The organism is Pseudomonas iranensis (genome assembly GCF_014268585.2).
Lineage (GTDB): Bacteria > Pseudomonadota > Gammaproteobacteria > Pseudomonadales > Pseudomonadaceae > Aquipseudomonas > Aquipseudomonas iranensis.
Genome location: NZ_CP077092.1, coordinates 1,778,071 through 1,803,855, shown reverse-complemented (window position 1 = coordinate 1,803,855; position 25,785 = coordinate 1,778,071). Strand labels below are relative to the sequence as shown.

Below are 25,785 nucleotides of genomic sequence, written 5' to 3'. Positions count from 1 at the left end.
TTAGCTACGCTCTAGGATGTTCTTAGCTCTGTTGTTACAAGAGTGAAACGCTTACACCCTAAATTTACGTCAAATATTTGGCGACGGTAACACAACATTGAGATCCAGGGAGATGCACCCATGCGCGTTTTAACCCCCCTCTGCAGCGCGGTTTTGCTGGCCATGGCTTGCACTTCCCAAGCCCAGGCGATGAACCTCACTGAGGCGATTCAAAGCACCATCGCCACCCACCCGGAGCTGGCTTCGCGCGTGGACGCCCGCCTGTCTGCGGATGAGCAGGTGAAAGTGGCCAAGGGCGGGTTTTATCCGTCGGTCGATCTGAACGCTGCCTACGGGCGCGGCTACAGCGACAACACCAACACCCGCGCCTTCGGTAATCACAACACCGAAATTCTCAATTACACCCAGTCCGAGCTGCGCTTGCGGCAGATGATCTTCGACGGCTTCAACACCGCCAACGAGGTCGAGCGCACCAAGGGCGTGTCCAATTCGCGCGCCTACTACGCGCAAGGCACCGCACAGGATCTGGCCCTGCGCACCATCGAGGTCTACCTCGAAGTGCTCAAGCGGCGTGAACTGGTGACGCTGGCCAAGAACAACCTGCAGGCGCACTTGCGCGTCAACGATCAGATCGGCCTGCGCACCGAGCGCGGCATCGGCAGCACCGCCGACTCCGATCAATCGGTTGCCCGTCGTGCACTGGCGCAGAACAACCTCGACACCGCCGAAGTCGATCTGGCCGACGCCGAATCGAATTTCTACAGCGTGGTCGGACGCATGCCCGATGAGCTGGAAACCCCGGCCTCGACTCGCGGTGAACTGCCGCCGGACCTGCGTGAAGCGCAGCAGAGCATGGTCGACAACAACCCGTACCTGAAATCGGCCCAGGCTGACGTGCAGTCCGCCGAGAGCCAGTACGAAGTGGCCAAGTCGCCGTTCTACCCGCGCTTCGATGCCGAAGCAGCAGTCGGCGCAAACAACAACGTGCAGGGTGATGAAGGCCACGACAACGAATGGCGTGTCGGTGTGGTGATGAACTACAACCTGTTCCGTGGCGGCAGCGACAAGGCACGTCTGGCCGCGAATGCCCACGACATCAACCAGGCGATGGACATCCGCAACAACGCCCTGCGTCAGCTCAACGAGAACATTCGTCTGGCCTGGAACGCCATGGAGAACGCCAAGAAGCAGACGCCGACCGCCCGCGAATATGCCGAAACCACCAAACGCGTGCGCGCCGCTTATCAGGACCAGTTCGGCCTCGGCCAACGCACCCTGCTCGACCTGCTCGACAGCGAAAACGAGCTGTACAACGCCAACCGTCGCTACACCGAAATCCGCTACACCGAGGAATACTCGATGTACCGCGTGCTGGCGAACATGGGCCAGTTGCTGAGCAAGCAACGCGTGGTGCTGCCGGCTGATGCGATTGCCACGACCGAAGTGAAAAACCAGGCGCGCCTGCCGGAACTGAAATAAACGGTGCAGGAACTGACTTTGCCCTGATCGTTCCCACGCGCAGCAAAGGAATGCCTCAAGGGACGCTCCGCGTCCAGTGACGCGGAGCGTCACGGGCTGCATTCCCACGCAGAGCGTGGGAACGATCCGATAACCGAGCCCGTTCAACAGAGGCAATCACTATGACCAGCATGGAACCCGGCGCCACCGGGGTCGATCCGCGCCTGAGCTTCGACGATCCGTTACTCGACGGCCTGCTGATCCTCTGCAAACTGCATGGAGCCACGGTCAGTCGTGCCAGCCTGAGTGCCGGGCTGCCCCTGAACAAACAACGCCTGAGCCTCGATCTGCTGCCCCGTGCAGCAGCGCGGGCCGGATTACAGGCGCGGTTGTTGCGCCGTGACCTGAAAGACATTTCACCGCTGAACCTGCCGATCCTGCTGCTGCTCAACGACGGCCGCACTGCCGTGCTGCGGCGCTTCGGCGAGGATGGCAAAGCCCTGCTGCTGCCCAGCGAAGCCGACGGCGGCGAGCAATGGGTCAGCCGCGAAGAACTCAGCGAACACTACAGCGGCCAGGCCTTGTTCGCCCGTCCGCGCCACGAACTCGAAGACCTGCGCGCGCCGCTGGTGCCACGGGTAAACGCGTGGTTTCGCGACACTCTCAAACTGTCGAAATGGCTGTACAGCGATGCGATTCTCGCCAGTTTTCTGATCAACCTGCTCGGCCTGATGGTGCCGCTGTTCGTCATGCAGACCTACGATCGCGTGGTGCCCAATCAGGCGACCTCGACGCTGTGGGTGCTGTCGATCGGTTTGCTGATCGGCACCGGTTTTGAACTGGTGCTGCGCGTGGTGCGTGCGCATCTGCTCGACACCGCCGGCAAGAAAACCGATGTGATCCTCTCGGCAACGTTGTTCGAGCGCATCACCGGCATGTCGATGAAGGCGCGGCCGGCGACCATCGGCGGCTTTGCCCAGAGCATTCACGACTTCCAGGGCCTGCGTGAATTTCTCACCGCCGTGACCCTGACCAGCCTGATCGACTTGCCCTTCGTGGTGTTGATGCTGGTAGTGATCGGCCTGCTTGGCGGTTGGCTGGTGGTGATTCCACTGCTGGCGTTTCCGATCACCATCATCTTCGCCATGGCGATTCAGGTGCGCCTGCGTGACACCGTGCAGAAAAGCCTGAGCCTCGGCGCCGAGCGTCAGGCGGTGCTGATCGAAACCCTCGGCGGTCTGGAAACCCTCAAGGCGTGCGGCGCCGAAAGCGAGCGCCAGCACAAATGGGAAAGCACCCACGGCGCCCTCACCCGCCTCGACAGCCACGCGCGCAACCTGTCGGCCCTGGCCACCAACGGCACCCTGTTCATCCAGCAGTTTTCCGGGATGGCGACGATTGTCGCCGGGGTCTACAGCATCATCGCCGGCAATCTCAGTGTCGGCGCGCTGGTCGCCACCTACATGCTCGGCAGTCGTGTGCTCGCCCCGCTCGGGCAGATCGCCGGGCTGATCACCCGCTACCAGCAAGCGCAACTGACCATGAAAAGCACCGACGCACTGATGGCGCTGCCGCAGGAACGCGACGGCAAACAACGGCCACTGGAACGTACGCAGCTGCAAGGTGCCCTCGACGTCAGCGGCGTGACGTTCCACTACAACGGCCAGAACGCACCGGCGCTGAGCGAGGTCAGCTTCAGCCTGAAAGCCGGCGAGCGGGTCGGCATCATCGGCCGCAGCGGCTCCGGCAAAAGCACGTTGGCGCGGCTGGTCATGGGTTTCTACGAAGCGGAACAAGGCCAGCTGCTGCTCGACGGCCTCGACCTGCGCCAACTGGACGTGGCTGACCTGCGCCAGCAGATCGGTTATGTCGCCCACGACTTGCCGCTGCTGGCCGGCAGCCTGCGCGACAACCTGACCCTAGGCGCGCGTTACATCAGCGATTCACGCATGCTCGAAGTCGCCGAACTGACTGGCGTCACCGAGCTGGCCCGACAACACCCGCAAGGCTTCGACCGACCGGTGGGCGAACGCGGACAGCTGCTATCCGGTGGCCAACGCCAAGCAGTGTTGCTGGCGCGGGCGTTACTGCTCGATCCGCCGATCATGCTGCTCGACGAACCCACCAGCGCCATGGACAACAGCAGCGAAGACGCGCTGCGGCAGAAACTGCATGGCTGGGTGCAAGGCAAAACCCTGCTGCTGGTCACCCACCGCACCTCGATGCTGAGCCTGGTGGACCGGTTGCTGGTGCTGGACAACGGCCGGGTCGTCGCTGACGGCCCGAAAGAAGCGGTCATCGATGCACTGCGCAAGGGCCGTGTCGGCTCGGCGGCGGTCTAGGAGTTACGCCATGCCTGCTTCCTCTGATAGCAACAAGCGCGGTTACTTCGACAGTTTCGGCAAAAGCGCCGAAGCCGAGTTCATGCCGGAAACCGCCGGCGCAGCATTGCAGGATTCGCCGCGCAAATCGCGGATCACCGTGTGGCTGGCGGCAGCGCTGCTGATCGCCGCTCTGGTCTGGGCCAAATTTGCCGTGCTTGAGGAAGTCACCATGGGCGAAGGCAAGGCGATTCCGTCAAGCAAGGTTCAGGTGATCCAGAACCTTGAGGGCGGCATCGTCACCGAGATTTTCGTTCGCGAAGGCCAGATGGTCGGCAAGGGCGACACCCTGCTGCGTCTGGATGACACGCGCTTTCGCTCGAACAAGGGCGAGAGCGAGGCCGACCGTTACGCGCTGACCGCACAGGTTGAACGCTTGTCAGCGGAGGCCGAGGGGCGCCCTTTCAAGCTCTCCGCCGAAGTGATCGCCAAGGCGCCGCAAGTCGCCGAGGATGAACGCTCACTGTACGAGCAACGCCAACGGCGCCTGGCCAGCGAACAGCGCACCCTCAGCGAACAATTGCGGCAGAAAACCCAGGAACTGGCGGAGTTTCGTTCCAAGCAAGGCCAGTTCAGCTCCAGCCTCGCGTTGTTGCAGCAAGAGATGAACATGTCGGAACCGCTGGTCAAAACCGGCGCTGTGTCACCGGTGGAAATTCTCCGCCTCAGACGCAGTGCCGTGGAAATTCGCGGTTCGCTGAACGCCACCACGCTGGCGATTCCCCGCGCCGAATCAGCGATTGCCGAGATTCGCAGCAAGATCGACGAATCCGAGCAGACCTTCCGTTCCGAGGCCGCCAAAGAGCTGAATGAGAAACGCACTGACCTGTCGAAAATCACCGCTTCGAGCATCGCCATCGACGACCGCGTCAGCCGTACCACGGTGACTTCGCCGGTGCGCGGGGTGATCAAGCAGATGAAGGTCAACACCATCGGCGGCGTGGTTCAGCCGGGCAGCGACATGGTCGAAATCGTACCGCTGGAAGACAACCTGCTGATCGAAGCCAAGGTCCGCCCGCAAGACGTCGCGTTCCTGCATCCGGGCCAGAAAGCCATGGTCAAGTTCAGTGCCTACGACTACACGATTTACGGCGGGCTGAGCGCCAAACTGGAGCTGATCGGCGCCGATACGATCACCGACGACAAGGGCAACAGTTTCTATCTGATTCAGGTGCGCACCGACAAGAATCACTTGGGCGGCGATGTGAAACCGCTGCTGATCATCCCGGGGATGGTGGCGACGGTGGACATTATTACCGGGGAGAAAAGCGTTTTGGATTACCTGCTCAAACCGGTGTTGAAAGCGCGGACCGAGGCGATGCGCGAGCGCTAGTGATCTTTGAATTGCGGTGATTGATCTGGCGCTTCGCGAGCAGGCTCGCTCCCACAATTGGAATGCGTTTCCCTGTGGGAGCGAGCCTGCTCGCGAAGAGGCCCGCACAGACAATGATCATCTGTCGCCATGGTTACGCTGAAAGGTCTCCTCCCCCATCGCCGCAATCTGCCCTTCGATCAGCGCTTCAAACGGCTTGAGCAACGGCGCAAACGTCGTCGGCGCTTCGAGGGTTTCCAGCGCCTGGACGATCGCCTCGATCGTCGATAGCGCCCCCGGCCCCGGTGCCTTGCGCAAGCGATAGCGCGACACGCCGCCCTCGGTCAGAGTCACCCGTGGCAGCGCCGCCAGCAGCGGATTGAGGTGCAGCATCTTGCGCGCTTTGCGCCAGGTGCCGTCCGGGACGACCAGCAACATTGGCTGATCATTTGGCACGTAAACCTGCAACGGCTGCGCATCCTCAGCCGGGAACAGCAAGCGCGCCTGATAGCCCGGCCGGTTCAACAGTTTCGGCAAATCCTCGAATACCTCGCCAACAATCAGCTCGGCATTGCTCAGCCCCAGCGCCGCCAGCCGCGCGGTATTGAGCGCGTGGCTGACCTCGCTCGGATGCTGCAGCACTAACACGCGCGTGCGGCTGTCGAGGTGCGGAATCAACGGGCACAGGCAGTGGGTTTGGGGGCGCAGGCAGCGCGGGCATTGGGCTCGGGACATGGTGGGTTACGCCTGATTCAATTGCGCTTTGAGCAAATCGCGGAAGGTCTGGATCAGCGGCTCGCGGCTGCGGCCCCTGCGCATGATCATCGAAAACGGTGCCTGATAACCGAAGGTCGCCGGCAGCAGAACGCGCAGATCACCCTTGTCGGCCCAGGCCTGCGCGTAGTGCTCCGGCAGATAACCAATGTAGGCGCCGGAGAGCACCAGAATCAGCTGCGCTTCCATACTTTCCACGGTCGCGGCACTGTGTTTGAAACCGTGCCGGGCCAGTTCCGCCTGACTCCAGTAACCGCGCCCGACCATCCGTTGCTGGGTGATGACCTGCTCGGGGATGCGCCGTTCGTTGAACAGTGGATGGCGACTGCTGCAATACAGCCAGTGCTGCTCGCGGTACAGCGGCATGTAGACCAGACCGCTCATGCGCGTGGAAAACGCACCGATCGCCAGATCGAGGCGATTGTCCTGCACGCCGAGCTGCAATTCATAAGGGCTCATCACTGACAGGTGCAAATGCACCGCCGGGTGTTCCTGACTGTAGGCGCCGATGGCTTCGGCAAATGGCAGCGCCTTGTCGCTGACCGTGGAGTCGATCACCCCGAGATTGAGCGTGCCGCGCAGTTCGCCCTTGAGCGCGGCGGCGTATTGCTCGAAGCCTTCAAGCTCGGCGAGCAGGCGCAGGGTTTCCTGATGGAACAGCTCGCCCTTGCTGGTCAGGCTGAAGCCACCGCGCCCACGATGGCACAGCACCAGACCAAGCGCGGCTTCGAGCTGGCTCATGTAGGTGCTGATCGCCGAGGTCGACAGGTTGAGTTCCTGCTGCGCATTGGCAAAACCCTGATGACGCACGACGCTGACGAAGATGCGCAGGAGTTTCAGGTCGGGTAAAGCGTTGGCCATTTCTGCTCCCAAGGATCGTTCCCACGCTCTGCGTGGGAATGCAGCCCGTGACGCTCTGCGTCACTTGCGAGTACGGCTGGACGCGGAGCGTCCGTGGATGCATTCCCACGCAGAGCATGGGAACGATCAGGTGTGGAAGTCTGGCATTAGTTTAGAAAAATCTGAACTAAGTTTTTGCCCGTAGCGATTCTTCCCCGTCACTACATTTCGCATGATCGGCCCCACAGCGGCGTCCGAACCTGTGCTCAACGGCGCGCCGGCATAAATAAAACAAAGACGATGAGGCCCTACCCGTGGACAAGATTCTTCACCAACCACTGGGCGGCAATGAAATGCCGCGTTTCGGCGGCATCGCCACCATGCTCCGACTTCCCCATGTACCGACCGCTGCCGGCCTCGACGCTGCCTTTGTGGGCGTGCCGCTGGACATCGGCACTTCGCTGCGCCCCGGCACCCGCTTCGGGCCGCGCGACATCCGCACCGAATCGGTGATGATCCGCCCGTACAACATGGCCACCGGCGCCGCGCCGTTCGACTCGCTGTCGGTGGCCGACATCGGTGACGTGGCGATCAACACCTTCAACCTGCTCGACGCCGTGCGCATCATCGAAGAAGCCTACGACAACATCCTCGAGCACAACGTCATCCCGATGACCCTGGGCGGCGACCACACCATCACCCTGCCGATCCTGCGTGCGATTCATAAAAAGCACGGCAAGGTTGGCCTGGTGCACATCGATGCCCACGCTGACGTCAACGATCACATGTTCGGCGAGAAGATCGCCCACGGCACCACGTTCCGCCGTGCCGTCGAAGAAGGTCTGCTCGATTGCGACCGCGTGGTGCAGATCGGTTTGCGTGCCCAGGGTTACACCGCCGACGACTTCAACTGGAGCCGCGACCAGGGTTTCCGCGTGGTGCAGGCCGAAGAGTGTTGGCACAAGTCGCTGGCGCCGCTGATGGCGGAAGTGCGCGAGAAGGTCGGTGGCGGTCCGGTGTATCTGAGCTTCGACATCGACGGCATCGACCCGGCCTGGGCGCCCGGCACCGGCACCCCGGAAATCGGCGGCCTGACCACCATTCAGGCGATCGAAATCATCCGTGGCTGCCAGGGCCTCGACCTGATCGGTTGCGATCTGGTAGAAGTCTCGCCCGCTTACGACACCACCGGCAACACCTCGCTGCTGGCCGCCAACCTGCTGTACGAAATGCTCTGCGTACTGCCTGGCGTGGTTCATCGCTGAGGATCGGGTCATGCACGCACGTGATCAGGTTTTGCACGCGGCCGCCGAGTTGGTCGCCGCGTTTGCGCGTAACGATCGCGAAGCCTACTTCGGTGCGTTCAGCGCCGATGCCAGCTTCGTTTTCTACACCCTCGACCAGCCATTGCTGTCGCGCGATGCCTATCAGGCGTTGTGGGACCGCTGGCGTGCCGAGGATGGCTTCGAGGTGCTGTCGTGCACCTCGAGCAACGCCTTTGTCAGCCTGCAGGGTGACGTGGCGATTTTCATCCATGACGTGGCCACCGAGCTGCGCATGCAAGGGGAGCAACACTTCAGCCAGGAGCGCGAGACGATTGTTTTCAGAAGACAAGCGTCGAGCCTAGAACAACAAGGCCTATGGCTGGCCTGTCACGAACATTTGTCCGCAATGCCGGAAGGGCTGCCACCCCCTTAGCCAATGGTGACGCTCACGCACGATGAGCGCGCCTGATGATCGGAGCAGATCATGAATAACAACAACAACGAAAAAAGCCTTAGCAGCATCGAAACAAACGGGGTCGAACAGATCCCGGATCATGAGCGCGACGCCCGACCCAGCGACTTGTTTCGCTTGATCTTCGGCGGCGCCAATACGTTTGCCACCGCTGTGCTCGGCAGTTTCCCGGTGCTGTTCGGCCTGTCGTTTCAGGCGGGTGTCTGGGCGATTGTGCTGGGTGTGGTGGTCGGTGCGCTGATCCTTGCGCCGATGGGCCTGTTCGGCCCACTCAACGGCACCAACAACGCCGTGTCTTCCGGTGCGCACTTCGGCGTGCACGGGCGGATTGTCGGGTCGTTCCTGTCGTTGCTGACGGCAATCGCCTTCTTCTCGCTTTCAGTGTGGAGCTCGGGTGATGCGCTGGTCGGCGGCGCCAAACGCCTCGTTGATCTGCCGGAAACCGACCTGACCCTGGGCCTGGCCTACGGTCTGTTCGCGCTGCTGGTGCTGACCGTGTGCATCTACGGTTTCCGCATCATGCTGTGGGTCAACCGCATCGCGGTGTGGGCCGCGAGCCTGTTGTTCCTGCTCGGCATCTTCGCCTTCGCCCCTGCTTTCGACAGCCAGTACGCCGGCAGCGTGGCGCTGGGTCAGGCCGGGTTCTGGGCGGCATTCATCGGCGCGGCGCTGGTGGCGATGAGCAACCCGATTTCCTTCGGTGCGTTCCTCGGCGACTGGTCGCGCTACATCCCGCGTGAGACGCCGAAGGGCCGGATCATGCTGGCGGTGATCGCCGCACAACTGGCAACGTTGATCCCATTCCTGTTCGGCCTCGCCACCGCCACCATCGTCGCGATCAAGGCGCCGGACTACATCGCCGCGAACAACTATGTCGGCGGCTTGCTGGCTGTGTCGCCGAACTGGTTCTTCCTGCCGGTGTGCCTGATTGCGGTGATCGGTGGCATGTCCACCGGCACCACGTCGCTGTATGGCACCGGGCTGGACATGTCCAGCGTGTTCCCGCGCGTGCTCTCCCGGGTCAAGGCGACCTTGCTGATCGGCGTGCTGTCGATCGCCTTCATCTTTATCGGCCGTTTTGCGGCGAACCTGGTGCAAAGCGTGTCGACCTTCGCCGTGCTGATCATCACCTGCACCACCCCGTGGATGGTGATCATGATCATCGGCCTGCTGGTGCGGCGCGGCTTCTACTGCCCGGATGACCTGCAAGTGTTCACTCGCGGTGAACAGGGCGGACGCTACTGGTTCAACCACGGCTGGAACTGGCGCGGTCTCGGTGCATGGATTCCGAGTGCGCTGGTCGGCCTGTGCTTCGTCAACCTGCCGGGGCAGTTCGTCGGCCCGCTGGGCGAACTGGCCGGTGGCATCGACATCAGTTTGCCGGTGACATTGGGCCTGGCGTCGGTGGTGTATCTGACGCTGCTGCGCCTGTTCCCCGAACCTCGGGAGGTGTTTGGGCCAACGGATGTGCGCAGTGAAGCCGCCATAAAACCCGAACTACGTCAGGCCGCCTGAATAAACGCAAAACCCTGTGGGAGCGAGCCTGCTCGCGAAGACTTCAGCACATCCAACATTGGTGTGACTGACAGACCGCCTTCGCGAGCAGGCTCGCTCCCACAGGAAGCCTTGCAGACCCCATTTGCTTGACCATAAAAAAGACAATCGGAGACACGCCATCATGGCTTTGGATTTATTCGTCGTACTCATTTATGCCGCTGCGATGCTGATTCTCGGCTACTACGGCATGCGCAAGGCCAAGACCCACGAAGACTATCTGGTTGCCGGGCGTAACCTGGGGCCGTCGCTGTACATGGGCACCATGGCGGCGACCGTTCTCGGCGGCGCCTCCACCGTCGGCACCGTGCGTCTGGGTTACGTGCATGGCATCTCCGGATTCTGGCTGTGCGCGGCACTGGGCTGCGGCATCGTCGCGCTGAACCTGTTCCTCGCCAAGCCCTTGCTGAAACTCAAGGTATTCACCGTCACCCAGGTCCTGGAGAAGCGCTACAACCCGATGGCGCGCACCGCCAGTGCGACGATCATGCTCGCTTACGCCCTGATGATCGGCGTGACCTCGATTCTGGCGATCGGCACCGTGCTGCAAGTGTTGTTCGGTCTGCCCTTCTGGATTTCCGTACTGCTGGGCGGCGGTATCGTGGTGATTTATTCAACGATCGGCGGCATGTGGTCGCTGACCCTGACGGACATCGTCCAGTTCGGCATCCAGACGGTTGGCCTGATGTTCGTGTTGTTGCCGATCTGCCTTTACCGCGTAGGCGGCTGGGATCAATTGGTCGCGCAACTGCCGGCGGCCAGCTTCAACTTCACCAGCATCGGCTGGGACACGATCATTACCTACTTCATGATCTACTTCTTCGGCATCCTGATCGGCCAGGACATCTGGCAGCGGGTGTTCACCGCCAAAAGCGAAAAAGTCGCCAAATACGCCGGCACTTCCGCGGGGATCTACTGCATCATTTACGGCCTGGTCTGCGCCTTGATCGGCATGGCTGCGCATGTACTGATTCCGGATCTGGACAACGTCAACAACGCTTTTGCCGCCATCGTCAAAGTCTCGCTGCCTGACGGCATCCGTGGCCTGGTGATCGCTGCCGCACTGGCGGCGATGATGTCCACCGCCAGCGCCGGCCTGCTCGCCGCGTCCACCACCCTGACCGAAGACCTGCTGCCGAAACTGCGCGGCGGCAAACAGTCCAACGTCGCGGTCAGCCGCCTGTTTACGCTGCTGACAGGGATCGCGGTGCTGGGCATTGCTCTGGTCGTCAATGACGTGATCAGCGCGCTGACCCTGGCTTACAACCTCTTGGTCGGCGGCATGCTGATTCCGCTGATGGGCGCGATTTTCTGGAAGCGTGCGACCACTGCCGGGGCGATCAGCGCGATGACGCTGGGCTTTATCACGGCGCTGTTGTTCATGGTCAAGGACGGTATGGACGCGAACACGCCGATCTATTACAGCCTGGGTGTCAGCCTGGTGAGCTTTGTACTGGTCAGCCTGTTCTCGCCGCGCCCGGCGACCGTGGCAACCGCGGTGTGAATCGGCTGTAACGACTTGATGCTTTCTTCAGCGGGTGTGGCGTCGGTGGCCACACCCGTTTTTTCGCTTGGCGAAAAGCAAAAGATCGCAGCCTTCGGCGGCTCCTACACTTTGTAGAAACTGCCGACGGCTGCGATCTTGAAATCTCTGATCGCAGGTATTAACGGCGACGTGGCTGGCGTCGGCGCTGTTCGTCGTCCGTGCGAATCGGTACCGGTTGCAGAGGCGGTTCGATCAAACCGAGGGCAACTCCCAAATCGTGCAGCCAGTTCTGGATTTTCTCTTTCATCGTCATGCCCCCTTCAGGGTGGTGCTGAGCGGCCGGAATTCTGAGGCCGCTTCGCACTGATAATAGTCCGAAGTCCTACGCAATGCTCGGCCAAATCCGCAATGATCTGTTACTGAATTGAACAGAATCTGTTGCGATTGGTTCACGCTGTTTCACGGACTTCATGCAAAGCCACGGGATAGACCGCTTGCTGCACGTCGATCCAGGCATTCAGGTTGGCCCCGGCCATACCCTTGCGCCACATGAGCCATGTTGTCGCACCCGCGAACGGCTCGGCCAACGGATGCACGGCGACGCTTTCGCGACCTGGCAAGCTGGCCAACATCGACTCGGCCATCAACGCCACACCGCTGCCGGCAATCACACAGGCGAGCATGCCCTGATACGACTCGATCTCCATCGGCCGGCCCATCGCCGCGTGGTAGTGAGAGAACCACGCTTCCAGACGCATGCGATATGAACAGCCCTGACGGAAGGTGAATACCGAGCGTCCCTCGACATCCCGCGCGCTGTGCACCGGTGGATGGTCGATTTCGGTTATCAGCACCAGCCGCTCCTCGCACAACGGCACGCCATCGAGCCCGGCCAGTTCCAGAGGGCCGTCGACCAACGCCGCGTCGAGGCGACCGGTGAGCAACCCTTCGAGCAATTCCCCGGTCGGTGCCGATTGCACCTGCAAATTCACCATCGGGTATTGCTTGTGATAACGCGCCAGCAACGCCGGCAGATGGATCGCCGCCGTGCTGTACATGGTGCCCAGCACGAAGTCGCCGGCCGGTTGCCCGCCCATCACCGCCGCACTGGCCTGATCGCGCAGAGCGAAAAGTTTGCCGGTGTAATCGAGCAAAACCTTGCCCGCCGGCGACAGTTGCAAGCGCTGCCGTTCGCGGACGAACAGTTCGACACCCAACTGCTCTTCGAGCTGTTTCAGCCGCGTCGACAGATTCGACGGCACACGATGCAAACGCTCGGCGGCGCGGGTGATCGAGCCTTCCTCGGCGACCGCCTGAAATATCCGCAGTTGGCTGAATTCCACCCACTTTCTCCTGAACAGAACAAGTTACTCACTATTATTCAATTTTAAAGAAAGTCAATCGATCCTAGCCTGACGGTCATTGCTGCTTTCAAGGAAGCCCGACCATGTCGCCGCTGATACGTTTATCCGCCTGTTTCGTTTCCCTGATGATGGCCATGGGCATTGGCCGTTTCGCCCTGACCCCTCAGATGCCGCACCTGCTCAGCGAAGGGCAGATCGACCTCACCGCTGCCGGGCTGATCGCGGCGGCCAACTACTTCGGCTATCTGCTCGGTGCCGTGGATGCGATGTTCGCCCAGCGGCCGCAGCAGGTGCAGCGACGATTGCATGGCGGGCTGTGGCTGTGCGTGCTGCTGACCCTGGCGTCGTTCTGGGCCAACGGTTTCTGGTCGCACTTGCTGCTGCGTTTTGGTACCGGGGTGGCGAGTGCCTGGGTGCTGGTGATGATTACTTCACTCAGTCAGCCGCTGGCGGCGGCAGCGGGTCGCCCGCGCTGGGGTGCTCTGGTTTTCGCCGGGCCGGGTCTGGGGATTTTTCTCACAGGCTTGCTGGCGCTGGTCTCACACCGCTTGCAGCTGACATCGGCAACCCTGTGGCTGATCTACGCGGCCGCCGCGTTGCTGATGATGCTCGGCGTCTGGCGGTTGTTGCCGCAGCCCGCAGAGGTAACGAAGTCGGCGGTCGTCCCGGCGACATCAGCGAACCGAGGCATTGGCAGGCTGGCGCTGGTGTATGCGTTGTACGGCATCGGCTACATCATTCCGGCAACGTTCCTGTCGCAGATGGCCAATGCGCAGTTTCATGGCCAGTGGCAGGCGGATCTGTTCTGGCCGTGTTTTGGCCTCGGCGCGGCGATCGGTGTGTGGTTGGTGAGTCTGCGCCGGCATGATCCCGAGACCACGCGGCACTGGCTGATGGCGACGTTGTGGCTGCAAGCGGCCGGAGTGTTCGCCTGTCTGCTGGGCAGCGGCCTCGGTCTGGCGTTGGGGGTGATCCTCTGCGGCACGCCGTTTCTGGCCTGCATGCAACTGGTCATGCAGCGTTCGCGAGAGCTGGCGCCCCACGCCACTCAGCGCAACGCCGGGATGCTCACGGCGTGCTTCGCCGTCGGCCAACTGAGCGGCCCGCTGCTGGCGGCGCTGAGCAGCCATTTCAGCGGCGGTTTGCAGCCAGCGCTGCTGATTGCCGGTGCCGGCCTGTTGCTGGCCGGCGCGCTGGCGATGCAGGCCAGGGCTACTGGCCCAGCGCCTTGCGCAAACGCCGACGCAGCCACTGTTCGGCACTGACGAAAGTGATGCCGAGCAGCACCAGCACGGCGCCGATGACAAAGTTCAGGCTCAACTGTTCGCCGAGCAGCAGCACGCCGAAGGTCACGCCGAACAACGGCGTCATGAACGAGAACACCGCAAGGTTGGCCGCCAGATAACGGCGCAGCAGCCAGAACCACACCAGGTAGCTGAAGAACGACACCACCAGCCCTTGGAACAGCACACTGGCCACCGCCACGGTAGTCAGGCTGACGTGGGTGATCTGGCCGCTGAACAGCGCGATCAACAGCAGGCCGATGAAACCGACCAGCAACTGATAGAACAGGGTCAGCGTCACCGGCGCTTCCGACAATCGCGAGGCGCGCACCACCACGGTGGTCGCGCCCCAACAGGCGCCGGCCAATACGCCGAAGGCATCGCCCAGCAGCATGCGCCGATCAAGGTTGTCCCACGACACACCGCCAGCGAAGGCAATCGCAATGCCGATGAAAGCCAGGAGAATCCCCAGCCATTGCAACGGGCGCAACCGCTCGCTGGCGAGCAGGAAATGCACGCCGAGTGCGGTGAAGATCGGCGCGGTATACAAGAACACCGACATATGCGCGGCGGTAGTCAGTTGCAGGCCTTCGGCGATGAACAGGAACTCCAGACCAAACAGCGCACCGGCCAGCAAGCCGCCGCGCCAGGTGCTGCCGACCTGATCCCAACCGCCCTTCCAGCAGATCAGTAAACCGACCAGTAACGCAGAAATCCCCGAGCGCCCCGCCGCTTGCATCACCGGCGCGATGTCCGTTGCCGCCCACTTGATCAGAACTTGCTGCACACCCCAGATCAGGCACAGGCCGATCATCACTTGCAGGGCAAAACCGTCGGCATTGCGCCGCTCGGCACTCACCGCAACACCTCGAACACACACAACATGGCAGGCCATCCAATGGTCAGAAAACAGTGTCGGGGATTATCAATCAGATGCGCGGAAAAAGCCGTCTGGAAAAGACCTTTATTTGGTCAGTGGCGCCAGCGCTGAATGGCTGCCGGCTGCGCCGTCATTCGCGGGCAAGCCCGCTCCCACAAAGTGTTCGGTGAACATGTCGGAGCGAGCCTGCTCGCGAAGAGGCCAGCATTGCCAACGCAACTGAAAGATCAGCTCACGCGAATCGCTTCGCCATCAAATAACCCACCGTGCAAGCAACCGCCGTCGCCACTGTCCCCCATGCCCAATCCATCAAACTCACCTGCACCGACCAGTCGCGCAAGGTCGCCCAATTGGTCAGGTCATAGGTGCCGTAGGCCACCAGCCCCAACAGCGCACCCAGCTTCGCCGCCCTCTGCCAGCTCAGCGCCGGCAACACGACAAACACCACGCAGCCAATAACGTACAGGCAATAAAAAACCGCTGCGGGCAACAGCAGCGGTTTTTCCAGCATCAGCGAACCGAGCAGTTCGCGATAGGTCGGCGCCATCAGCAGCCCGAGCCAGATGCCATCGAGCAGCAGAAACGTCAGCAGCGTTGCGACGTAAGCGATCAGCGCCTTTTTCATCGATCCAACCTCTTGTGTGGCCTGCAACATGGGCCACTCAAGGCTCAGGTTAGTTCAATGCGATCGGCGTGGATGACGATCTTGCCTTCCTTGTACAGCGAGCCGATGGCTTTCTTGAAGTTGCCCTTGCTGACGCCGAACAGGCTGCTGATCAGTGCCGGATCACTCTTGTCACTGACCGCCAGGGTGCCGTCGTTCTCGCGCAACTTGCCGAGGATCTTCGAACTCAGGCTGCTCGCCGCTTCCTGGCCGACCGGTTGCAGGCTCAGGCTGATCTTGCCGTCGGCGCGCACTTCCTTGATGAAGCCTTTCTCGCGCATGCCCGAACGCATGAACTTGAAGATCTCGTTCTTGTGGATCAGGCCCCAGTGCTTGTTGTTGATGATCGCCTTGAAGCCCATGTCGGTGGCTTCGGCTACCAGCAGATCAACTTCCTGGCCCGGGCTGTAGGTGGCCGGGGTCTTGTCCAGGTAACGATCAAGGCGTGCGGTGGCGGTGATGCGGCGCGTGTGTTTGTCGAGGTAGACGTGCACCACGCAGTATTCGCCAGCAGTCATCTGGCGCTTTTCTTCCGAGTACGGCAGCAACAGATCTTTCGGCAGGCCCCAGTCGAGGAACACGCCGATGCTGTTGACTTCAACCACTTTCAGGCTGGCAAATTCGCCGACCTGAACTTTGGGTTTTTCCGTGGTGGCGAGAAGTTTGTCTTCGCTGTCCAGATAGATGAATACGTTGAGCCAGTCTTCATCTTCGCTGGGAATATCTTTGGGGATATAACGGTTGGGCAAAAGAATTTCGCCGTCGGCACCGCCGTCCAGATATAAACCGAAGTTAGTGTGTTTAACCACTTGCAAACTGTTGTAACGCCCGACTAAAGCCATTTCCGAAACCCTCAATACGTGGGCGGCATTCTACCCGTTTTTGCCGCAGACGTCGGGCGACAGATCCTCGCACCGGCAAATCTGCGTCAACCTGTTGATTCTGCTTGATCACTGGCCTGCGGGGTGCCGCTCGTCAGTCCGGCCCGACGCTTCACAGCCGTGCTGATTTGCCTCACCTCGATTAAATGTTCTTATTTAAAACAGCAGGTTAGCTGCTTATTACGAGTGGGCGGCCGGTAATAATGCAGCGTTACGGTTGGTTAATCCGGGGGATATTTACCAAGCTATTGTCAAGTTATTCCTGTACGATGCCTGGCCGAGTTACTTTTCTAAAGGTTAATGGCCGCCATGCGTGTAAAAGCATCCACCAGCAAAGCAAAGCCAGCTCCAGCCGTTGAAACCAGCGAATCGATCAACGATCAGATCGCAGCATTCCTCAAGTCCGGCGGCGAGATCCAGCAAATTGCCAAAGGCGTCAGTGGCCAGACATTCGGCCCGTCCAAGCAAATCAGCCTGGGCAAGAAGTAACACCGGTTTCACCCCGTCCAGAGGCGCTTTGAGCTTCGAAGCGCCTGGACTGGCACCGCGCAATACCCCTTCCCTCTAAACAAAAATTCCCGAAAAACGACGAACGGCCATCAATGCCAGGCATTCGCCGGTATCCTTGCACGCGTCTAGATCAAGCGTTTCAGCAGGCCTTCGCCCTGCGCTCGCGGTTCATGGAGTGACGCATGCGCCCATTTCCCTGTTTATTGTTCGTCAGCCTGCTGTCAGGCGCGACCGCGCACGCGCAGGTTTTTCAGGGTGAACTGGGTGACTTCGATCTCAAGCTGGGCACCACGCCCAGCCGCAGCATGGCCCAGGGTCTGGTGAAACCGGCGGCGGTCGGCTCGTTCCACGGTGGCCTTGATCTGAGCCACGACAGCGGCGTGTATTTCGGCCAGTACGCGCCGAGCATGGGCATCAGCCCGGGCAAGAACCTCGAGATCGATTCCTACGTCGGCTTCAAGCAACCTTTCGATCAGGTGCTCGGCTATGAAGTCGGGATGATCCATTACAGCTATCCCCGCGTGGACACCCTCGACAGCCAGGAGCTGTTCGGCGGTCTGACCTTGCTCGGCAGTCGCTTCGGCATCGCATTGAGCAACGACCCGGATAAACAGAACAACACCTTGTTTGCCGACCTCACTGGCAATCAGCCGTTCGGCATCGGCGTGAGCATGAAATACACCACGCACCAGTTGAATACACCGGCGGCGGTGGACGGTGGCTATATCAGCAGTTTCACTGATTGGTCGGTGAAACTGTCGCGGCCGTTCATGGGCGTCGATCTTGATCTGATCTACAGCGACTCCAGCCTCAGCGGCAGTGATTGCTCGGCCTATTCCGGGCACAACAGCGAGTGCGACGGCCTCGTCACCCTCAAGGCTGTACGCACGTTCTATTGATCGGCTGAACTGCCGCGCGCATCCTGCATCACATAAGAATCAGATTTTCGACGCCAGGCTCTCGCAAGGATTTGCCCATGTCTCGCTGGTTCAAACAGATTGCCGCCCTGCTGATCTTCACCCTCGCCCTCGGCGCTTGCAGCCGCGTGGGCCTGGCCTACCGCAACCTCGACGTGATTATCCCGTGGTCGCTCAGCGATTACGTGGACATGAACGGCGAGCAGAAAGACTGGTTCAGCGAACGGCTCAAGGAACACCTGAGCTGGCACTGCACCACGCAGTTACCCGGTTACCTCGACTGGCTGGACCGTTTGCAGGCCATGGTCGAGAGCAATCAGGTCAGCGACGCCGCGCTACAGGAGCGCACCGCCGAAGCCAAGCAGGCCATCGCCGAAACCGCCCGGGAAATCACCCCTTCGGCCATCGAGCTGCTGCAAGGCCTGGACGATAAACAGGTGGCAGAAATGAACGACGCGTTTGCCAAGGATTTGCGCAAACGTCAGCAGGAATACGTGAAACCGCCGCTGGCCCAGCAGATCAAGGAACGCGGCGAGCGCATGGAAAAACGCCTGAACGATTGGCTAGGCCCGCTCAGTGATACACAGAAACAACGCGTCGTGGCTTGGACCAATGCCTTGGGCGACCAGAACACCCAATGGATCGCCAATCGCGCGCACTGGCAGCAACAGTTCAGCGCCGCCGTCGCGCAACGCCAAAGCCCCGAATTCCCACAACGCATCGAGACACTTCTGGTCAACCGCGAGCGCTTATGGACAGCGGATTACCGCAAGGCCTACGCCAATACTGAAGCGCAGGCACGATCGCTATTTGTCGACCTGATGGCTGAAAGCACGCCGCAACAGCGTGAGCGCTTGCTCAAGAAGATTGAGGGAGTACGCAAAGACTTCAATGACCTGAAGTGCCTGAAGGCCGCGCAGAAACCTTGAATAAACCAATGGCCCATTGTGGGAGCGAGCCTGCTCGCGAAGGCGGAGTGTCAGACAGTTCAAATGCCACTGACAGACCGTTTTCGCGAGCAGGCTCGCTCCCACAGGGCGGATTTCACTGGCTCAGGCGATTTGAGCCTTTGAGGCGACTTCATCAAACGTCACCTCATCCAGCGCATCCTCCTGCTCATCCAGCACCTGACGCGGGTGGTCGTTGCCGGGGATGCTGCTGTCGATCAGGCTCAACAGGCTGGAGCCGCGCGGGGTCAGAATGAAGTTGTTGCCAGTACTGCCCTCGTGATCCGGCCGCGGCTCGATGAATCCGCGCTCCAGCAAGAGCTTTTCATAATCACAGGCCAGGGTTTTCAAGTGATCGAGATTGTCGATCGGCTCGCCGGCGCTGGCTTTCTCGGCCGCATGGTCTTCGGCATAAGCGCGGGGAGCGAAGCTTTGGCCAGCGCTGTTCTGCACTTCATGCAGCAAACGTTCAATCAAATCCCAGTTATAAGTCGTCATCCTGATCCAACCTCCGGTGCGGGTGATTTTGTGCCGCGTTCAAGGTTGTGACCGAAGCGCTGCGCAGCCGTTCAGCAGTATTTCCGGACCCGACCGACCGGCGGCTGTCGATTCCCTCGCACGATGAACGACTAGGCTGAAACAGCCGGTTCACCCGCAGGAGACATCGTCATGAACGTTACAAACCATCCGGTGGTATCACGCGAAGAATGGCTCGCCGCCCGTCAGCAGCATCTGGCCCGCGAAAAAGCCTTCACCCGAGACCGCGATCGCCTCAGCGCCGAGCGCCGCGCCCTGCCGTGGTTGAAAGTCGACAAGGACTATCATTTTCAAGGCCCGAACGGCGAGCTGAGGCTCAATGATCTGTTCGGCCAAAACAGCCAGTTGATCATCTACCACTTCATGTTCGCCAAAGGTTGGGAGCAAGGCTGTCAGGGCTGCTCGTTCCTCAGCGACCACATTGACGGCGCCAACCAGCACCTGGCCCATCACGACGTTGCAGTTGTCGCAGTTTCCCACGCGCCGTTCGACGAGTTTCAGGCATTCAAACAACGCATGGGCTGGAAGTTCGACTGGGTCTCGTCAGAAGGTTGCGATTTCAATTACGACTTCGGCGTCTGCGCCCGGGCTGAAGACGTCGCCGAGGGCAAGGCTACCTACAACTACGAAAAGACCGACAGCGCCGAGGAAGAAATGCCGGGGCTGAGCGTGTTTTATCGCAATGACGAAGGCGAGATTTTTCACACCTATTCCACATACGCGCGCGGTCTGGACATGCTGGTTGGTGCTTACCACTATCTGGATCTGACGCCCAAGGGCAGGAATGAAGACGAGATCATGGAATGGGTTCGGCATCATGATCGGTATGACGGTGCGCCGAAGTCGGGTTGCTGCCATGCCGATTGAGGACAATCCTGGCCCCACCGTTTCTGAACTTTTACCAGGCTTCAGCCCTCAACCGTTCAACCCGCCTTAACCGGAACTGAGGCCTGCCCATGAAAACCCTGATCAAGCTGTCTCTCGCCGCCACCCTTGCCTGCGCCCTGCCCGTCTGGGCTTGCACGCCGGAAGAGGCGACGATCAAACGCGAACAACTGGCCAAGGAAGTCTCCAAGCTCACCGAGCAGAATCCGGAAAAAGCCAAGGAGATTAACGCCGAGCTGCAGAAAATGGATCTGGGCACGGCCAGTGCGGATCTCCCAGACAAATGCCAGTTGATCGATCAGCGTCTGAAGGAACTGGGGTCGGCAGAGAAAAAAGCCGACAGTTGAGGCGAAAAAAAACCGGACAATGTCCGGTTTTTTTATATGCGCTGCTAAAGCTTACTCAGCCGCAGGCTCGGCTGGCTTGCGGCGCTTGAGCGGGGCCATGCCGTCGCTGCTGACCAGGGAATCCGGCTTCGGCCGGTTCACGCTCTTGCGCTTGGTCGGCGTCTTGGCGGCGGTTTTCTTTTTGTCGCCCTTGGCGTCGGTCTTTTTCTTCTTCACGCCGACGGCTTTGCCCGAAGCCTTGACCTTTTTTGGTCCGCCGTAGGTGCCTTTGACTTCCTTGATCGTGCGGCGCTCGAAGCTCTGCTTCAGGTAGCGCTCGATGCTCGACATCAGGTTCCAGTCGCCGTGGCAGATCAGCGAGATCGCCAGACCGTCGTTGCCGGCGCGGCCGGTACGACCGATGCGGTGCACGTATTCGTCGCCGCTGCGTGGCATGTCGAAGTTGATCACCAGATCCAGACCGTCGACGTCCAGACCACGGGCCGCAACGTCGGTCGCGACGAGGATCTTCACACCGCCCTGCTTCAGACGATCGATCGCCAGTTTGCGATCCTTCTGGTCTTTCTCGCCGTGCAGCACGAACGCTTTGTATTCCTGAGCCACGAGGCGGCCGTAGATACGGTCGGCCATGGCGCGGGTGTTGGTGAAGACAATGGCCTTCTGGTAGGTCTCGTTGGCCAGCAGCCAGTTCACAATCTGCTCTTTGTGCTGATTGTGGTCGGCGGTGATGATTTGCTGACGAGTCGTCGAGTTGAGCTGGCTGACGGCGTTGAGCTGCAGGTGCTCCGGGTTGTTCAGGACCTTGGCGATCATCTCGCGCAGGCCGGAACCGCCGGTGGTGGCGGAGAACAGCATGGTCTGCTGACGGTTCGGGCATTCATCGACCAGACGCTGCACGTCTTCGGCGAAACCCATGTCGAGCATGCGGTCGGCTTCGTCGAGGACCAGCACTTCGACTTCTTTCAGGTCGAGGTTGCCGGCATTGAGCTGCTCGATCATCCGCCCCGGGGTGCCGATGAGGATGTCCGGCACTTTGCGCAGCATGGCCGCCTGCACCTTGAAGTCTTCGCCGCCAGTGATCAGGCCGGACTTGATGAAGGTGAACTGCGAGAAGCGTTCGACTTCCTTCAAGGTCTGCTGGGCCAGTTCACGGGTCGGCAGCAGGATCAGCGTCTTGATGCTGACGCGGATCTTCGCCGGGCCGATCAGGCGATTGAGGATCGGCAGGACGAAAGCGGCGGTTTTGCCGCTACCGGTTTGCGCCGTCACCCGCAGATCACGCCCCTGGAGCGCCAGCGGGATGGCCGCGGCTTGCACTGGCGTTGGCTCGACAAATTTCAGCTCGGCCACGGCTTTGAGCAGGCGTTCGTGCAGGGCGAATTGGGAAAACACGGGTGCTACCTCGAAGATATGCAAAAAAACAGCTGCATAGGTTACCGGTTTCGAGCGCTCAGGCCGAGTTTCTTTGTGCAAACGGCGACAATCAGTGGTTTTTTTGTTGCCCGATTTGTCACTCGCTGCAATACACAGCGTCTTAAATGCTCTAATCGGCTCTCGCGTCTTACAGAAGAAACGTTTCGCTCATGGATATCAAACAGCTCTGGCTCAAAGCCCAGGACCTCTGGGGCACGCTCGAAGAGCACCCACTTCTGCAATCGGGACTGGCGCTGCTGGTGCTGCTGGTCATTGCGCTGGTGCTCGGACGGGTGGCGCGTTACCTGATCCTGCACGCCAGCCGCATGCTCGGCCGCCAACCGGCGCTGCACTGGATCAATGATTTCCGGCACAACAAGGTGTTTCAGCGTCTGGCGCAGATGACGCCATCGCTGGTGATCCAGTTCGGCCTGCACCTGGTGCCGGAGCTGAGCAAAACCGCGATGAATTTTCTCGGCAACGTCGCGCTGGCCTTCACCATCCTGTTCCTGCTGCTGGCGGTCAGTGCCCTGCTCAACGCCTTGCTCGACATTTACGCCCGCACCGAGCACGCCCGCACCCGCTCGATCAAAGGCTACGTGCAGCTGGCGAAAATGGTTTTGTACGTGTTCGGCGCGATCATCATCGTCGCCACCCTGATCGACCGCTCGCCGCTGTTGCTGCTGTCGGGTCTGGGTGCGATGTCGGCGGTGATTCTGTTGGTCTACAAGGACACCCTGCTGTCGTTCGTCGCCAGCGTGCAACTGACCAGCAACGACATGTTGCGCGTCGGCGACTGGATCGAGATGCCGCAAGTCGGCGCCGATGGCGACGTGGTCGACATCACGCTGCACACGGTCAAGGTGCAGAACTTCGACAAGACGATCGTCTCGATCCCGACCTGGCGGCTGATGTCCGAGTCGTTCAAGAACTGGCGCGGCATGCAGCAGTCCGGCGGTCGGCGGATCAAACGCAGCCTGTTCATCGATGCCAGCGGCGTGCGCTTCATCCGCGACGACGAGGAAGAAAAGCTTTCCCAGGTGCACCTGCTGACCGACTACATGGGCCGCAAGAAAGCCGAGCTCAAGGCCTGGAATGAGGCCCAGGGCAATGTCGCGGCAATGTCGGCCAACCGCCGCCGCATGACCAACATCGGCACCTTTCGCGCGTACGCACTGGCGTATTTGAAGAGTCACCCGGAGATTCAGCCGAACATGACCTGCATGGTCCGGCAGATGCAGACCACCGCGCAGGGCATTCCGCTGGAAATCTACTGCTTCACCCGCACCACGGTGTGGGCCGATTACGAGCGGATTCAGGGCGATATTTTCGATTACCTGCTGGCGGTGCTGCCGGAGTTCGGGCTGAGCCTGTATCAGCAGCCGAGTGGCGGAGATTTGCGCGCCGGGTTGCTGCCGGCGGTGTTGGGCTCGGCGAGTATCGCGGAGCCGGAAAAACACCTGATGTAACCCAAGATCCAATGTGGGAGCGAGCCTGCTCGCGAATGCAATGTGTCAGTCGCCCCATACTTATCTGAGCCAGCGCCTTCGCGAGCAGGCTCGCTCCCACAAGGGTTATGCGGCGACCGCGGATTTGCGGATACCCAACCGGCTGATCCACACCGCTGCCAGAATCACACCCCCGCCAAGGAACAATCTCCCCAGTTCCTCATGCTGATTCCAGATCAGCAGATTCAACAGCAGCCCCACCGGCACATGCAGGTTGTTCATCACCGCCAGGGTACCGCCGTTGACCATGCACGCGCCCTTGTTCCACCAGTACAGACCCAGCGCCGTCGACACCAGTCCGAGAAACAGCAACACCGCCCATTGCAGCGGCGCTTCCGGCAGGAAGTTCGACTTGCCGAATAACAGGAACGCTGGCAGCACAACCGCCAATGCACCGAGGTAGAAATAACCGAAGCGGCGGTAATGCGGCAGATCGCTCGGATGCTTGGCCACCAGATGCTTGTACATCACTTGCCCGGCGGCGTAGGTGAAGTTGGCCAGTTGCAGCAGCAGAAAGCCCATGAAAAAGTCGGGACTGATGCTGTCGAAGCGAATCACCGCCGCACCGCCTACTGCCACCAGCGCAGCAATCAATGCCCACGGATTAAAGCGACGGTTCAGCGCGTCTTCGATCAACGTCACATGCAGCGGCGTAAGAATGGTGAACAGCAAAACCTCCGGCACCGTCAGCACGCGGAAGCTCAGGTACAGGCAGACGTAAGTCACACCGAACTGCAACGCGCCGATCAGCAACATGCCACGCATGAACGCCGGCTCCACCGAACGCCAGCGCGTCAGCGGAATAAACACCAGCCCGGCCAGCACCACACGCACCAGCACCGCGAAGTAACTGTCGACATGCCCGGCCAGGTATTCGCCGATCAGACTGAAGGAAAACGCCTGGATCAGCGTCACAAAAAGTAGATAGCCCATGCTCGCCTCGAAATCGAATGGCGGCGACGATAGCGGGTTTTGCCGCTCACTGCGAATAGCCGGAAACACAAATAACCGGTGGGAGCGAGCCTGCTCGCGAAGGCAGCGTGTCAGACGGCAGATACTTTTCTGAGACACCGCTTTCGCGAGCAGGCTCGCTCCCACAAGGAGTCATGTGTTGTTCGTCAAATCGCAGACAAAAAAAAGCCCGATCTCGCTAAAGCGTTCAATCGGGCTACAGCACTCAGGAGCAAAAGTGCAAAGGGAGGTTCGATGCGCGTGGAACCTTGAAGGGGTTGCGCCAGGTCACTTAAACAATCGGCGATTATCTGGCGATTAACCGATCAAGCGACCTGAGACAGTTTGGCGTTGGCCTGATTCAGGCCCTTCTCCTGGAAGTCACCGCCCAGGTTCATGCCCTCAGCATGGATAAAGGTCACGTCGTTGATGCCGATGAAACCCATCACCTGACGCAGGTACGGTTCCTGATGATCCGCCGGGCCACCGGCATACACACCACCGCGAGCAGTCAGGACAAAGGCGCGCTTGCCGTTGAGCAGACCTTGCGGACCGGTTTCGGTGTACTTGAAGGTCACCCCGGCGCGCAGCACATGGTCAAGCCAGGCCTTGAGCGTGCTCGGGATGGCAAAGTTGTACATCGGTGCCGCCAGCACCAGCACGTCGGCGGCGAGCAGCTCATCAGTCAATTGGTTGGAGCGGTCCAGGGACGCCTGTTCGCTGTCGTTGCGCTGTTCGGCGGGCTTCATCCAGCCACCCAGCAAGTTGGCGTCCAGATGCGGCACCGGGTTCGCGGCGAGGTCACGCACGGTGATCTGATCGGCAGGGTGCGCGGCTTTCCACTGAGCGATGAAGGTCTGGGTCAGTTGACGGGAAACCGAGTCTTGCTGGCGGGCACTGCTTTCGATGATCAGAACGCGGGACATGGTGTGTAGCCTCCATCCGAATATGTTGTAAGTCGATGGAGTGAAGGTTAAACAGAGTCGAATCGATGAAAAAGCGCAAATATCCGCTGTAATCCATCGATAAATTCGTTTATAAGCTAAACCCATATCCCCTGTGGGAGCGAGTCTGCTCTCGAAAGCGGAATGTCAGTCACATCATCTCTGGATGACACTCCGTCTTCGCGAGCAGGCTCGCTCCCACAATGGAACCC

General features: G+C 60.5%; 25 protein-coding genes. 14 read left to right on the top strand and 11 right to left on the bottom strand.

Features of this window, described 5'->3' with window-relative positions:
* Window positions 1-120 precede the first annotated feature (120 nt).
* The 3 genes from HU724_RS07990 to HU724_RS07980 all read left to right on the top strand — a co-directional run bounded on the left by HU724_RS07990 (window position 121) and on the right by HU724_RS07980 (window position 5,172).
* On the top strand, window positions 121-1,479 hold the full coding sequence (locus HU724_RS07990; protein ID WP_039761048.1) for a TolC family outer membrane protein: 1,359 nt from the start codon (window positions 121-123) through the stop codon (window positions 1,477-1,479).
* A gap of 161 nt (window positions 1,480-1,640) precedes the next feature.
* Window positions 1,641-3,800, top strand: a complete 2,160-nt coding sequence (locus tag HU724_RS07985) for a type I secretion system permease/ATPase (RefSeq protein WP_110601996.1) — start codon at window positions 1,641-1,643, stop codon at window positions 3,798-3,800.
* A 10-nt stretch (window positions 3,801-3,810) separates the two neighbouring features.
* A complete protein-coding gene (locus tag HU724_RS07980) occupies window positions 3,811-5,172 on the top strand; it encodes an HlyD family type I secretion periplasmic adaptor subunit (protein ID WP_039761043.1) in 1,362 nt (453 codons plus the stop codon).
* A 117-nt stretch (window positions 5,173-5,289) separates the two neighbouring features.
* Here the strand turns inward: HU724_RS07980 and HU724_RS07975 are convergent, their stop codons facing one another.
* Together HU724_RS07975 and HU724_RS07970 are read right to left on the bottom strand one after the other, a co-directional pair.
* Window positions 5,290-5,886 (bottom strand): tRNA-uridine aminocarboxypropyltransferase, encoded by a 597-nt coding sequence (locus HU724_RS07975; RefSeq protein WP_186568409.1) that lies wholly within the window; start codon window positions 5,884-5,886, stop codon window positions 5,290-5,292.
* A gap of 6 nt (window positions 5,887-5,892) precedes the next feature.
* On the bottom strand, window positions 5,893-6,786 hold the full coding sequence (locus HU724_RS07970; protein WP_007956593.1) for a LysR family transcriptional regulator: 894 nt from the start codon (window positions 6,784-6,786) through the stop codon (window positions 5,893-5,895).
* Window positions 6,787-7,079: 293 nt separating this feature from the next.
* Here HU724_RS07970 and speB point away from each other — a divergent pair, with 293 nt between their 5' ends.
* The 4 genes from speB (at window position 7,080) to HU724_RS07950 (ending at window position 11,560) form a co-directional block, all read left to right on the top strand.
* Window positions 7,080-8,030 carry an agmatinase gene (gene speB / locus HU724_RS07965; protein WP_039761035.1) on the top strand — a complete coding sequence of 317 codons (951 nt, stop codon included), beginning with the start codon at window positions 7,080-7,082 and terminating at the stop codon, window positions 8,028-8,030.
* A 10-nt stretch (window positions 8,031-8,040) separates the two neighbouring features.
* The gene (locus HU724_RS07960; RefSeq protein ID WP_122505894.1) at window positions 8,041-8,463 is read left to right on the top strand and encodes a YybH family protein; all 423 of its coding nucleotides are present in this window, start codon (window positions 8,041-8,043) and stop codon (window positions 8,461-8,463) included.
* A gap of 51 nt (window positions 8,464-8,514) precedes the next feature.
* Entirely contained in the window at window positions 8,515-10,017 is a 1,503-nt protein-coding gene (locus tag HU724_RS07955) for a purine-cytosine permease family protein (RefSeq protein ID WP_186568407.1), read from the top strand.
* A gap of 163 nt (window positions 10,018-10,180) precedes the next feature.
* Window positions 10,181-11,560, top strand: a complete 1,380-nt coding sequence (locus HU724_RS07950) for a sodium:solute symporter family protein (protein ID WP_186568405.1) — start codon at window positions 10,181-10,183, stop codon at window positions 11,558-11,560.
* Window positions 11,561-11,720: 160 nt separating this feature from the next.
* Here HU724_RS07950 and HU724_RS27725 read toward each other — a convergent pair whose 3' ends face one another.
* Entirely contained in the window at window positions 11,721-11,849 is a 129-nt protein-coding gene (locus HU724_RS27725; protein WP_003184145.1) for a PA1414 family protein, read from the bottom strand.
* A gap of 142 nt (window positions 11,850-11,991) precedes the next feature.
* Window positions 11,992-12,885, bottom strand: a complete 894-nt coding sequence (ptrR, locus tag HU724_RS07945) for a putrescine utilization regulator PtrR (protein WP_076566500.1) — start codon at window positions 12,883-12,885, stop codon at window positions 11,992-11,994.
* Between the two features lie 104 nt (window positions 12,886-12,989).
* Between ptrR and HU724_RS07940 the strand changes: the two genes are divergently transcribed.
* A complete protein-coding gene (locus tag HU724_RS07940; RefSeq protein ID WP_186568403.1) occupies window positions 12,990-14,171 on the top strand; it encodes an MFS transporter in 1,182 nt (393 codons plus the stop codon).
* Here the strand turns inward: HU724_RS07940 and HU724_RS07935 are convergent.
* The 3 genes from HU724_RS07935 to HU724_RS07925 form a co-directional block, all read right to left on the bottom strand.
* Window positions 14,119-15,048: a DMT family transporter gene (locus tag HU724_RS07935; protein ID WP_041478962.1), complete on the bottom strand. Its 930-nt coding sequence runs from the start codon at window positions 15,046-15,048 to the stop codon at window positions 14,119-14,121. The two genes, HU724_RS07940 and HU724_RS07935, sit on opposite strands and share 53 nt — an antisense overlap.
* Before the next feature lie 253 nt (window positions 15,049-15,301).
* Entirely contained in the window at window positions 15,302-15,694 is a 393-nt protein-coding gene (locus tag HU724_RS07930) for a DUF2177 family protein (protein ID WP_016771156.1), read from the bottom strand.
* A gap of 44 nt (window positions 15,695-15,738) precedes the next feature.
* Complete coding sequence (locus HU724_RS07925; protein WP_016771157.1) at window positions 15,739-16,575, bottom strand: CvfB family protein; 837 nt, start codon at window positions 16,573-16,575, stop codon at window positions 15,739-15,741.
* Window positions 16,576-16,914: 339 nt separating this feature from the next.
* Here HU724_RS07925 and HU724_RS07920 point away from each other — a divergent pair, with 339 nt between their 5' ends.
* The 3 genes from HU724_RS07920 to HU724_RS07910 all read left to right on the top strand — a co-directional run bounded on the left by HU724_RS07920 (window position 16,915) and on the right by HU724_RS07910 (window position 18,970).
* Complete coding sequence (locus tag HU724_RS07920) at window positions 16,915-17,103, top strand: PFL_1563 family small protein (protein WP_016985943.1); 189 nt, start codon at window positions 16,915-16,917, stop codon at window positions 17,101-17,103.
* A 203-nt stretch (window positions 17,104-17,306) separates the two neighbouring features.
* Entirely contained in the window at window positions 17,307-18,023 is a 717-nt protein-coding gene (locus HU724_RS07915; protein WP_016771158.1) for a TorF family putative porin, read from the top strand.
* Window positions 18,024-18,100: 77 nt separating this feature from the next.
* The gene (locus tag HU724_RS07910) at window positions 18,101-18,970 is read left to right on the top strand and encodes a DUF6279 family lipoprotein (RefSeq protein WP_186568401.1); all 870 of its coding nucleotides are present in this window, start codon (window positions 18,101-18,103) and stop codon (window positions 18,968-18,970) included.
* Between the two features lie 123 nt (window positions 18,971-19,093).
* Here HU724_RS07910 and HU724_RS07905 read toward each other — a convergent pair whose 3' ends face one another.
* Window positions 19,094-19,486, bottom strand: coding sequence for a transcriptional regulator (locus HU724_RS07905; protein ID WP_186568399.1), 393 nt, complete (start codon window positions 19,484-19,486; stop codon window positions 19,094-19,096).
* A gap of 171 nt (window positions 19,487-19,657) precedes the next feature.
* On the opposite strand from HU724_RS07905, the gene HU724_RS07900 reads away from it, so the two are divergent.
* Together HU724_RS07900 and HU724_RS07895 are read left to right on the top strand one after the other, a co-directional pair.
* Complete coding sequence (locus HU724_RS07900; RefSeq protein ID WP_186568397.1) at window positions 19,658-20,392, top strand: DUF899 domain-containing protein; 735 nt, start codon at window positions 19,658-19,660, stop codon at window positions 20,390-20,392.
* An 89-nt stretch (window positions 20,393-20,481) separates the two neighbouring features.
* Window positions 20,482-20,757 carry a hypothetical protein gene (locus tag HU724_RS07895; protein ID WP_039761007.1) on the top strand — a complete coding sequence of 92 codons (276 nt, stop codon included), beginning with the start codon at window positions 20,482-20,484 and terminating at the stop codon, window positions 20,755-20,757.
* A gap of 51 nt (window positions 20,758-20,808) precedes the next feature.
* Here the strand turns inward: HU724_RS07895 and HU724_RS07890 are convergent, their stop codons facing one another.
* On the bottom strand, window positions 20,809-22,149 hold the full coding sequence (locus HU724_RS07890) for a DEAD/DEAH box helicase (RefSeq protein WP_024012040.1): 1,341 nt from the start codon (window positions 22,147-22,149) through the stop codon (window positions 20,809-20,811).
* Window positions 22,150-22,340: 191 nt separating this feature from the next.
* On the opposite strand from HU724_RS07890, the gene HU724_RS07885 reads away from it, so the two are divergent.
* Window positions 22,341-23,639 carry a mechanosensitive ion channel family protein gene (locus HU724_RS07885; protein WP_186568395.1) on the top strand — a complete coding sequence of 433 codons (1,299 nt, stop codon included), beginning with the start codon at window positions 22,341-22,343 and terminating at the stop codon, window positions 23,637-23,639.
* Window positions 23,640-23,744: 105 nt separating this feature from the next.
* On the opposite strand, the gene HU724_RS07880 is transcribed toward HU724_RS07885, so the two are convergent.
* Together HU724_RS07880 and HU724_RS07875 are read right to left on the bottom strand one after the other, a co-directional pair.
* Window positions 23,745-24,611: a carboxylate/amino acid/amine transporter gene (locus HU724_RS07880; protein ID WP_186568394.1), complete on the bottom strand. Its 867-nt coding sequence runs from the start codon at window positions 24,609-24,611 to the stop codon at window positions 23,745-23,747.
* Window positions 24,612-24,955: 344 nt separating this feature from the next.
* Window positions 24,956-25,555, bottom strand: coding sequence for an FMN-dependent NADH-azoreductase (locus tag HU724_RS07875; RefSeq protein ID WP_125917799.1), 600 nt, complete (start codon window positions 25,553-25,555; stop codon window positions 24,956-24,958).
* Between the last annotated feature and the right edge of the window lie 230 nt (window positions 25,556-25,785).

Excerpts from the sequence above, each read along its gene's own strand:
- HU724_RS07990 (WP_039761048.1), top strand. The coding sequence starts at position 121 with ATGCGCGTTTTAACCCCCCTCTGCAGCGCGGTTTTGCTGGCCATGGCT.
- HU724_RS07985 (WP_110601996.1), top strand. The coding sequence starts at position 1,641 with ATGACCAGCATGGAACCCGGCGCCACCGGGGTCGATCCGCGCCTGAGC.
- HU724_RS07980 (WP_039761043.1), top strand. The coding sequence starts at position 3,811 with ATGCCTGCTTCCTCTGATAGCAACAAGCGCGGTTACTTCGACAGTTTC.
- HU724_RS07975 (WP_186568409.1), bottom strand. The coding sequence starts at position 5,886 with ATGTCCCGAGCCCAATGCCCGCGCTGCCTGCGCCCCCAAACCCACTGC.
- HU724_RS07970 (WP_007956593.1), bottom strand. The coding sequence starts at position 6,786 with ATGGCCAACGCTTTACCCGACCTGAAACTCCTGCGCATCTTCGTCAGC.
- HU724_RS07960 (WP_122505894.1), top strand. The coding sequence starts at position 8,041 with ATGCACGCACGTGATCAGGTTTTGCACGCGGCCGCCGAGTTGGTCGCC.
- HU724_RS07955 (WP_186568407.1), top strand. The coding sequence starts at position 8,515 with ATGAATAACAACAACAACGAAAAAAGCCTTAGCAGCATCGAAACAAAC.
- HU724_RS07950 (WP_186568405.1), top strand. The coding sequence starts at position 10,181 with ATGGCTTTGGATTTATTCGTCGTACTCATTTATGCCGCTGCGATGCTG.
- HU724_RS27725 (WP_003184145.1), bottom strand. The coding sequence starts at position 11,849 with ATGAAAGAGAAAATCCAGAACTGGCTGCACGATTTGGGAGTTGCCCTC.
- HU724_RS07940 (WP_186568403.1), top strand. The coding sequence starts at position 12,990 with ATGTCGCCGCTGATACGTTTATCCGCCTGTTTCGTTTCCCTGATGATG.
- HU724_RS07930 (WP_016771156.1), bottom strand. The coding sequence starts at position 15,694 with ATGAAAAAGGCGCTGATCGCTTACGTCGCAACGCTGCTGACGTTTCTG.
- HU724_RS07925 (WP_016771157.1), bottom strand. The coding sequence starts at position 16,575 with ATGGCTTTAGTCGGGCGTTACAACAGTTTGCAAGTGGTTAAACACACT.
- HU724_RS07920 (WP_016985943.1), top strand. The coding sequence starts at position 16,915 with ATGGCCGCCATGCGTGTAAAAGCATCCACCAGCAAAGCAAAGCCAGCT.
- HU724_RS07915 (WP_016771158.1), top strand. The coding sequence starts at position 17,307 with ATGCGCCCATTTCCCTGTTTATTGTTCGTCAGCCTGCTGTCAGGCGCG.
- HU724_RS07910 (WP_186568401.1), top strand. The coding sequence starts at position 18,101 with ATGTCTCGCTGGTTCAAACAGATTGCCGCCCTGCTGATCTTCACCCTC.
- HU724_RS07905 (WP_186568399.1), bottom strand. The coding sequence starts at position 19,486 with ATGACGACTTATAACTGGGATTTGATTGAACGTTTGCTGCATGAAGTG.
- HU724_RS07900 (WP_186568397.1), top strand. The coding sequence starts at position 19,658 with ATGAACGTTACAAACCATCCGGTGGTATCACGCGAAGAATGGCTCGCC.
- HU724_RS07895 (WP_039761007.1), top strand. The coding sequence starts at position 20,482 with ATGAAAACCCTGATCAAGCTGTCTCTCGCCGCCACCCTTGCCTGCGCC.
- HU724_RS07885 (WP_186568395.1), top strand. The coding sequence starts at position 22,341 with ATGGATATCAAACAGCTCTGGCTCAAAGCCCAGGACCTCTGGGGCACG.
- HU724_RS07880 (WP_186568394.1), bottom strand. The coding sequence starts at position 24,611 with ATGGGCTATCTACTTTTTGTGACGCTGATCCAGGCGTTTTCCTTCAGT.
- HU724_RS07875 (WP_125917799.1), bottom strand. The coding sequence starts at position 25,555 with ATGTCCCGCGTTCTGATCATCGAAAGCAGTGCCCGCCAGCAAGACTCG.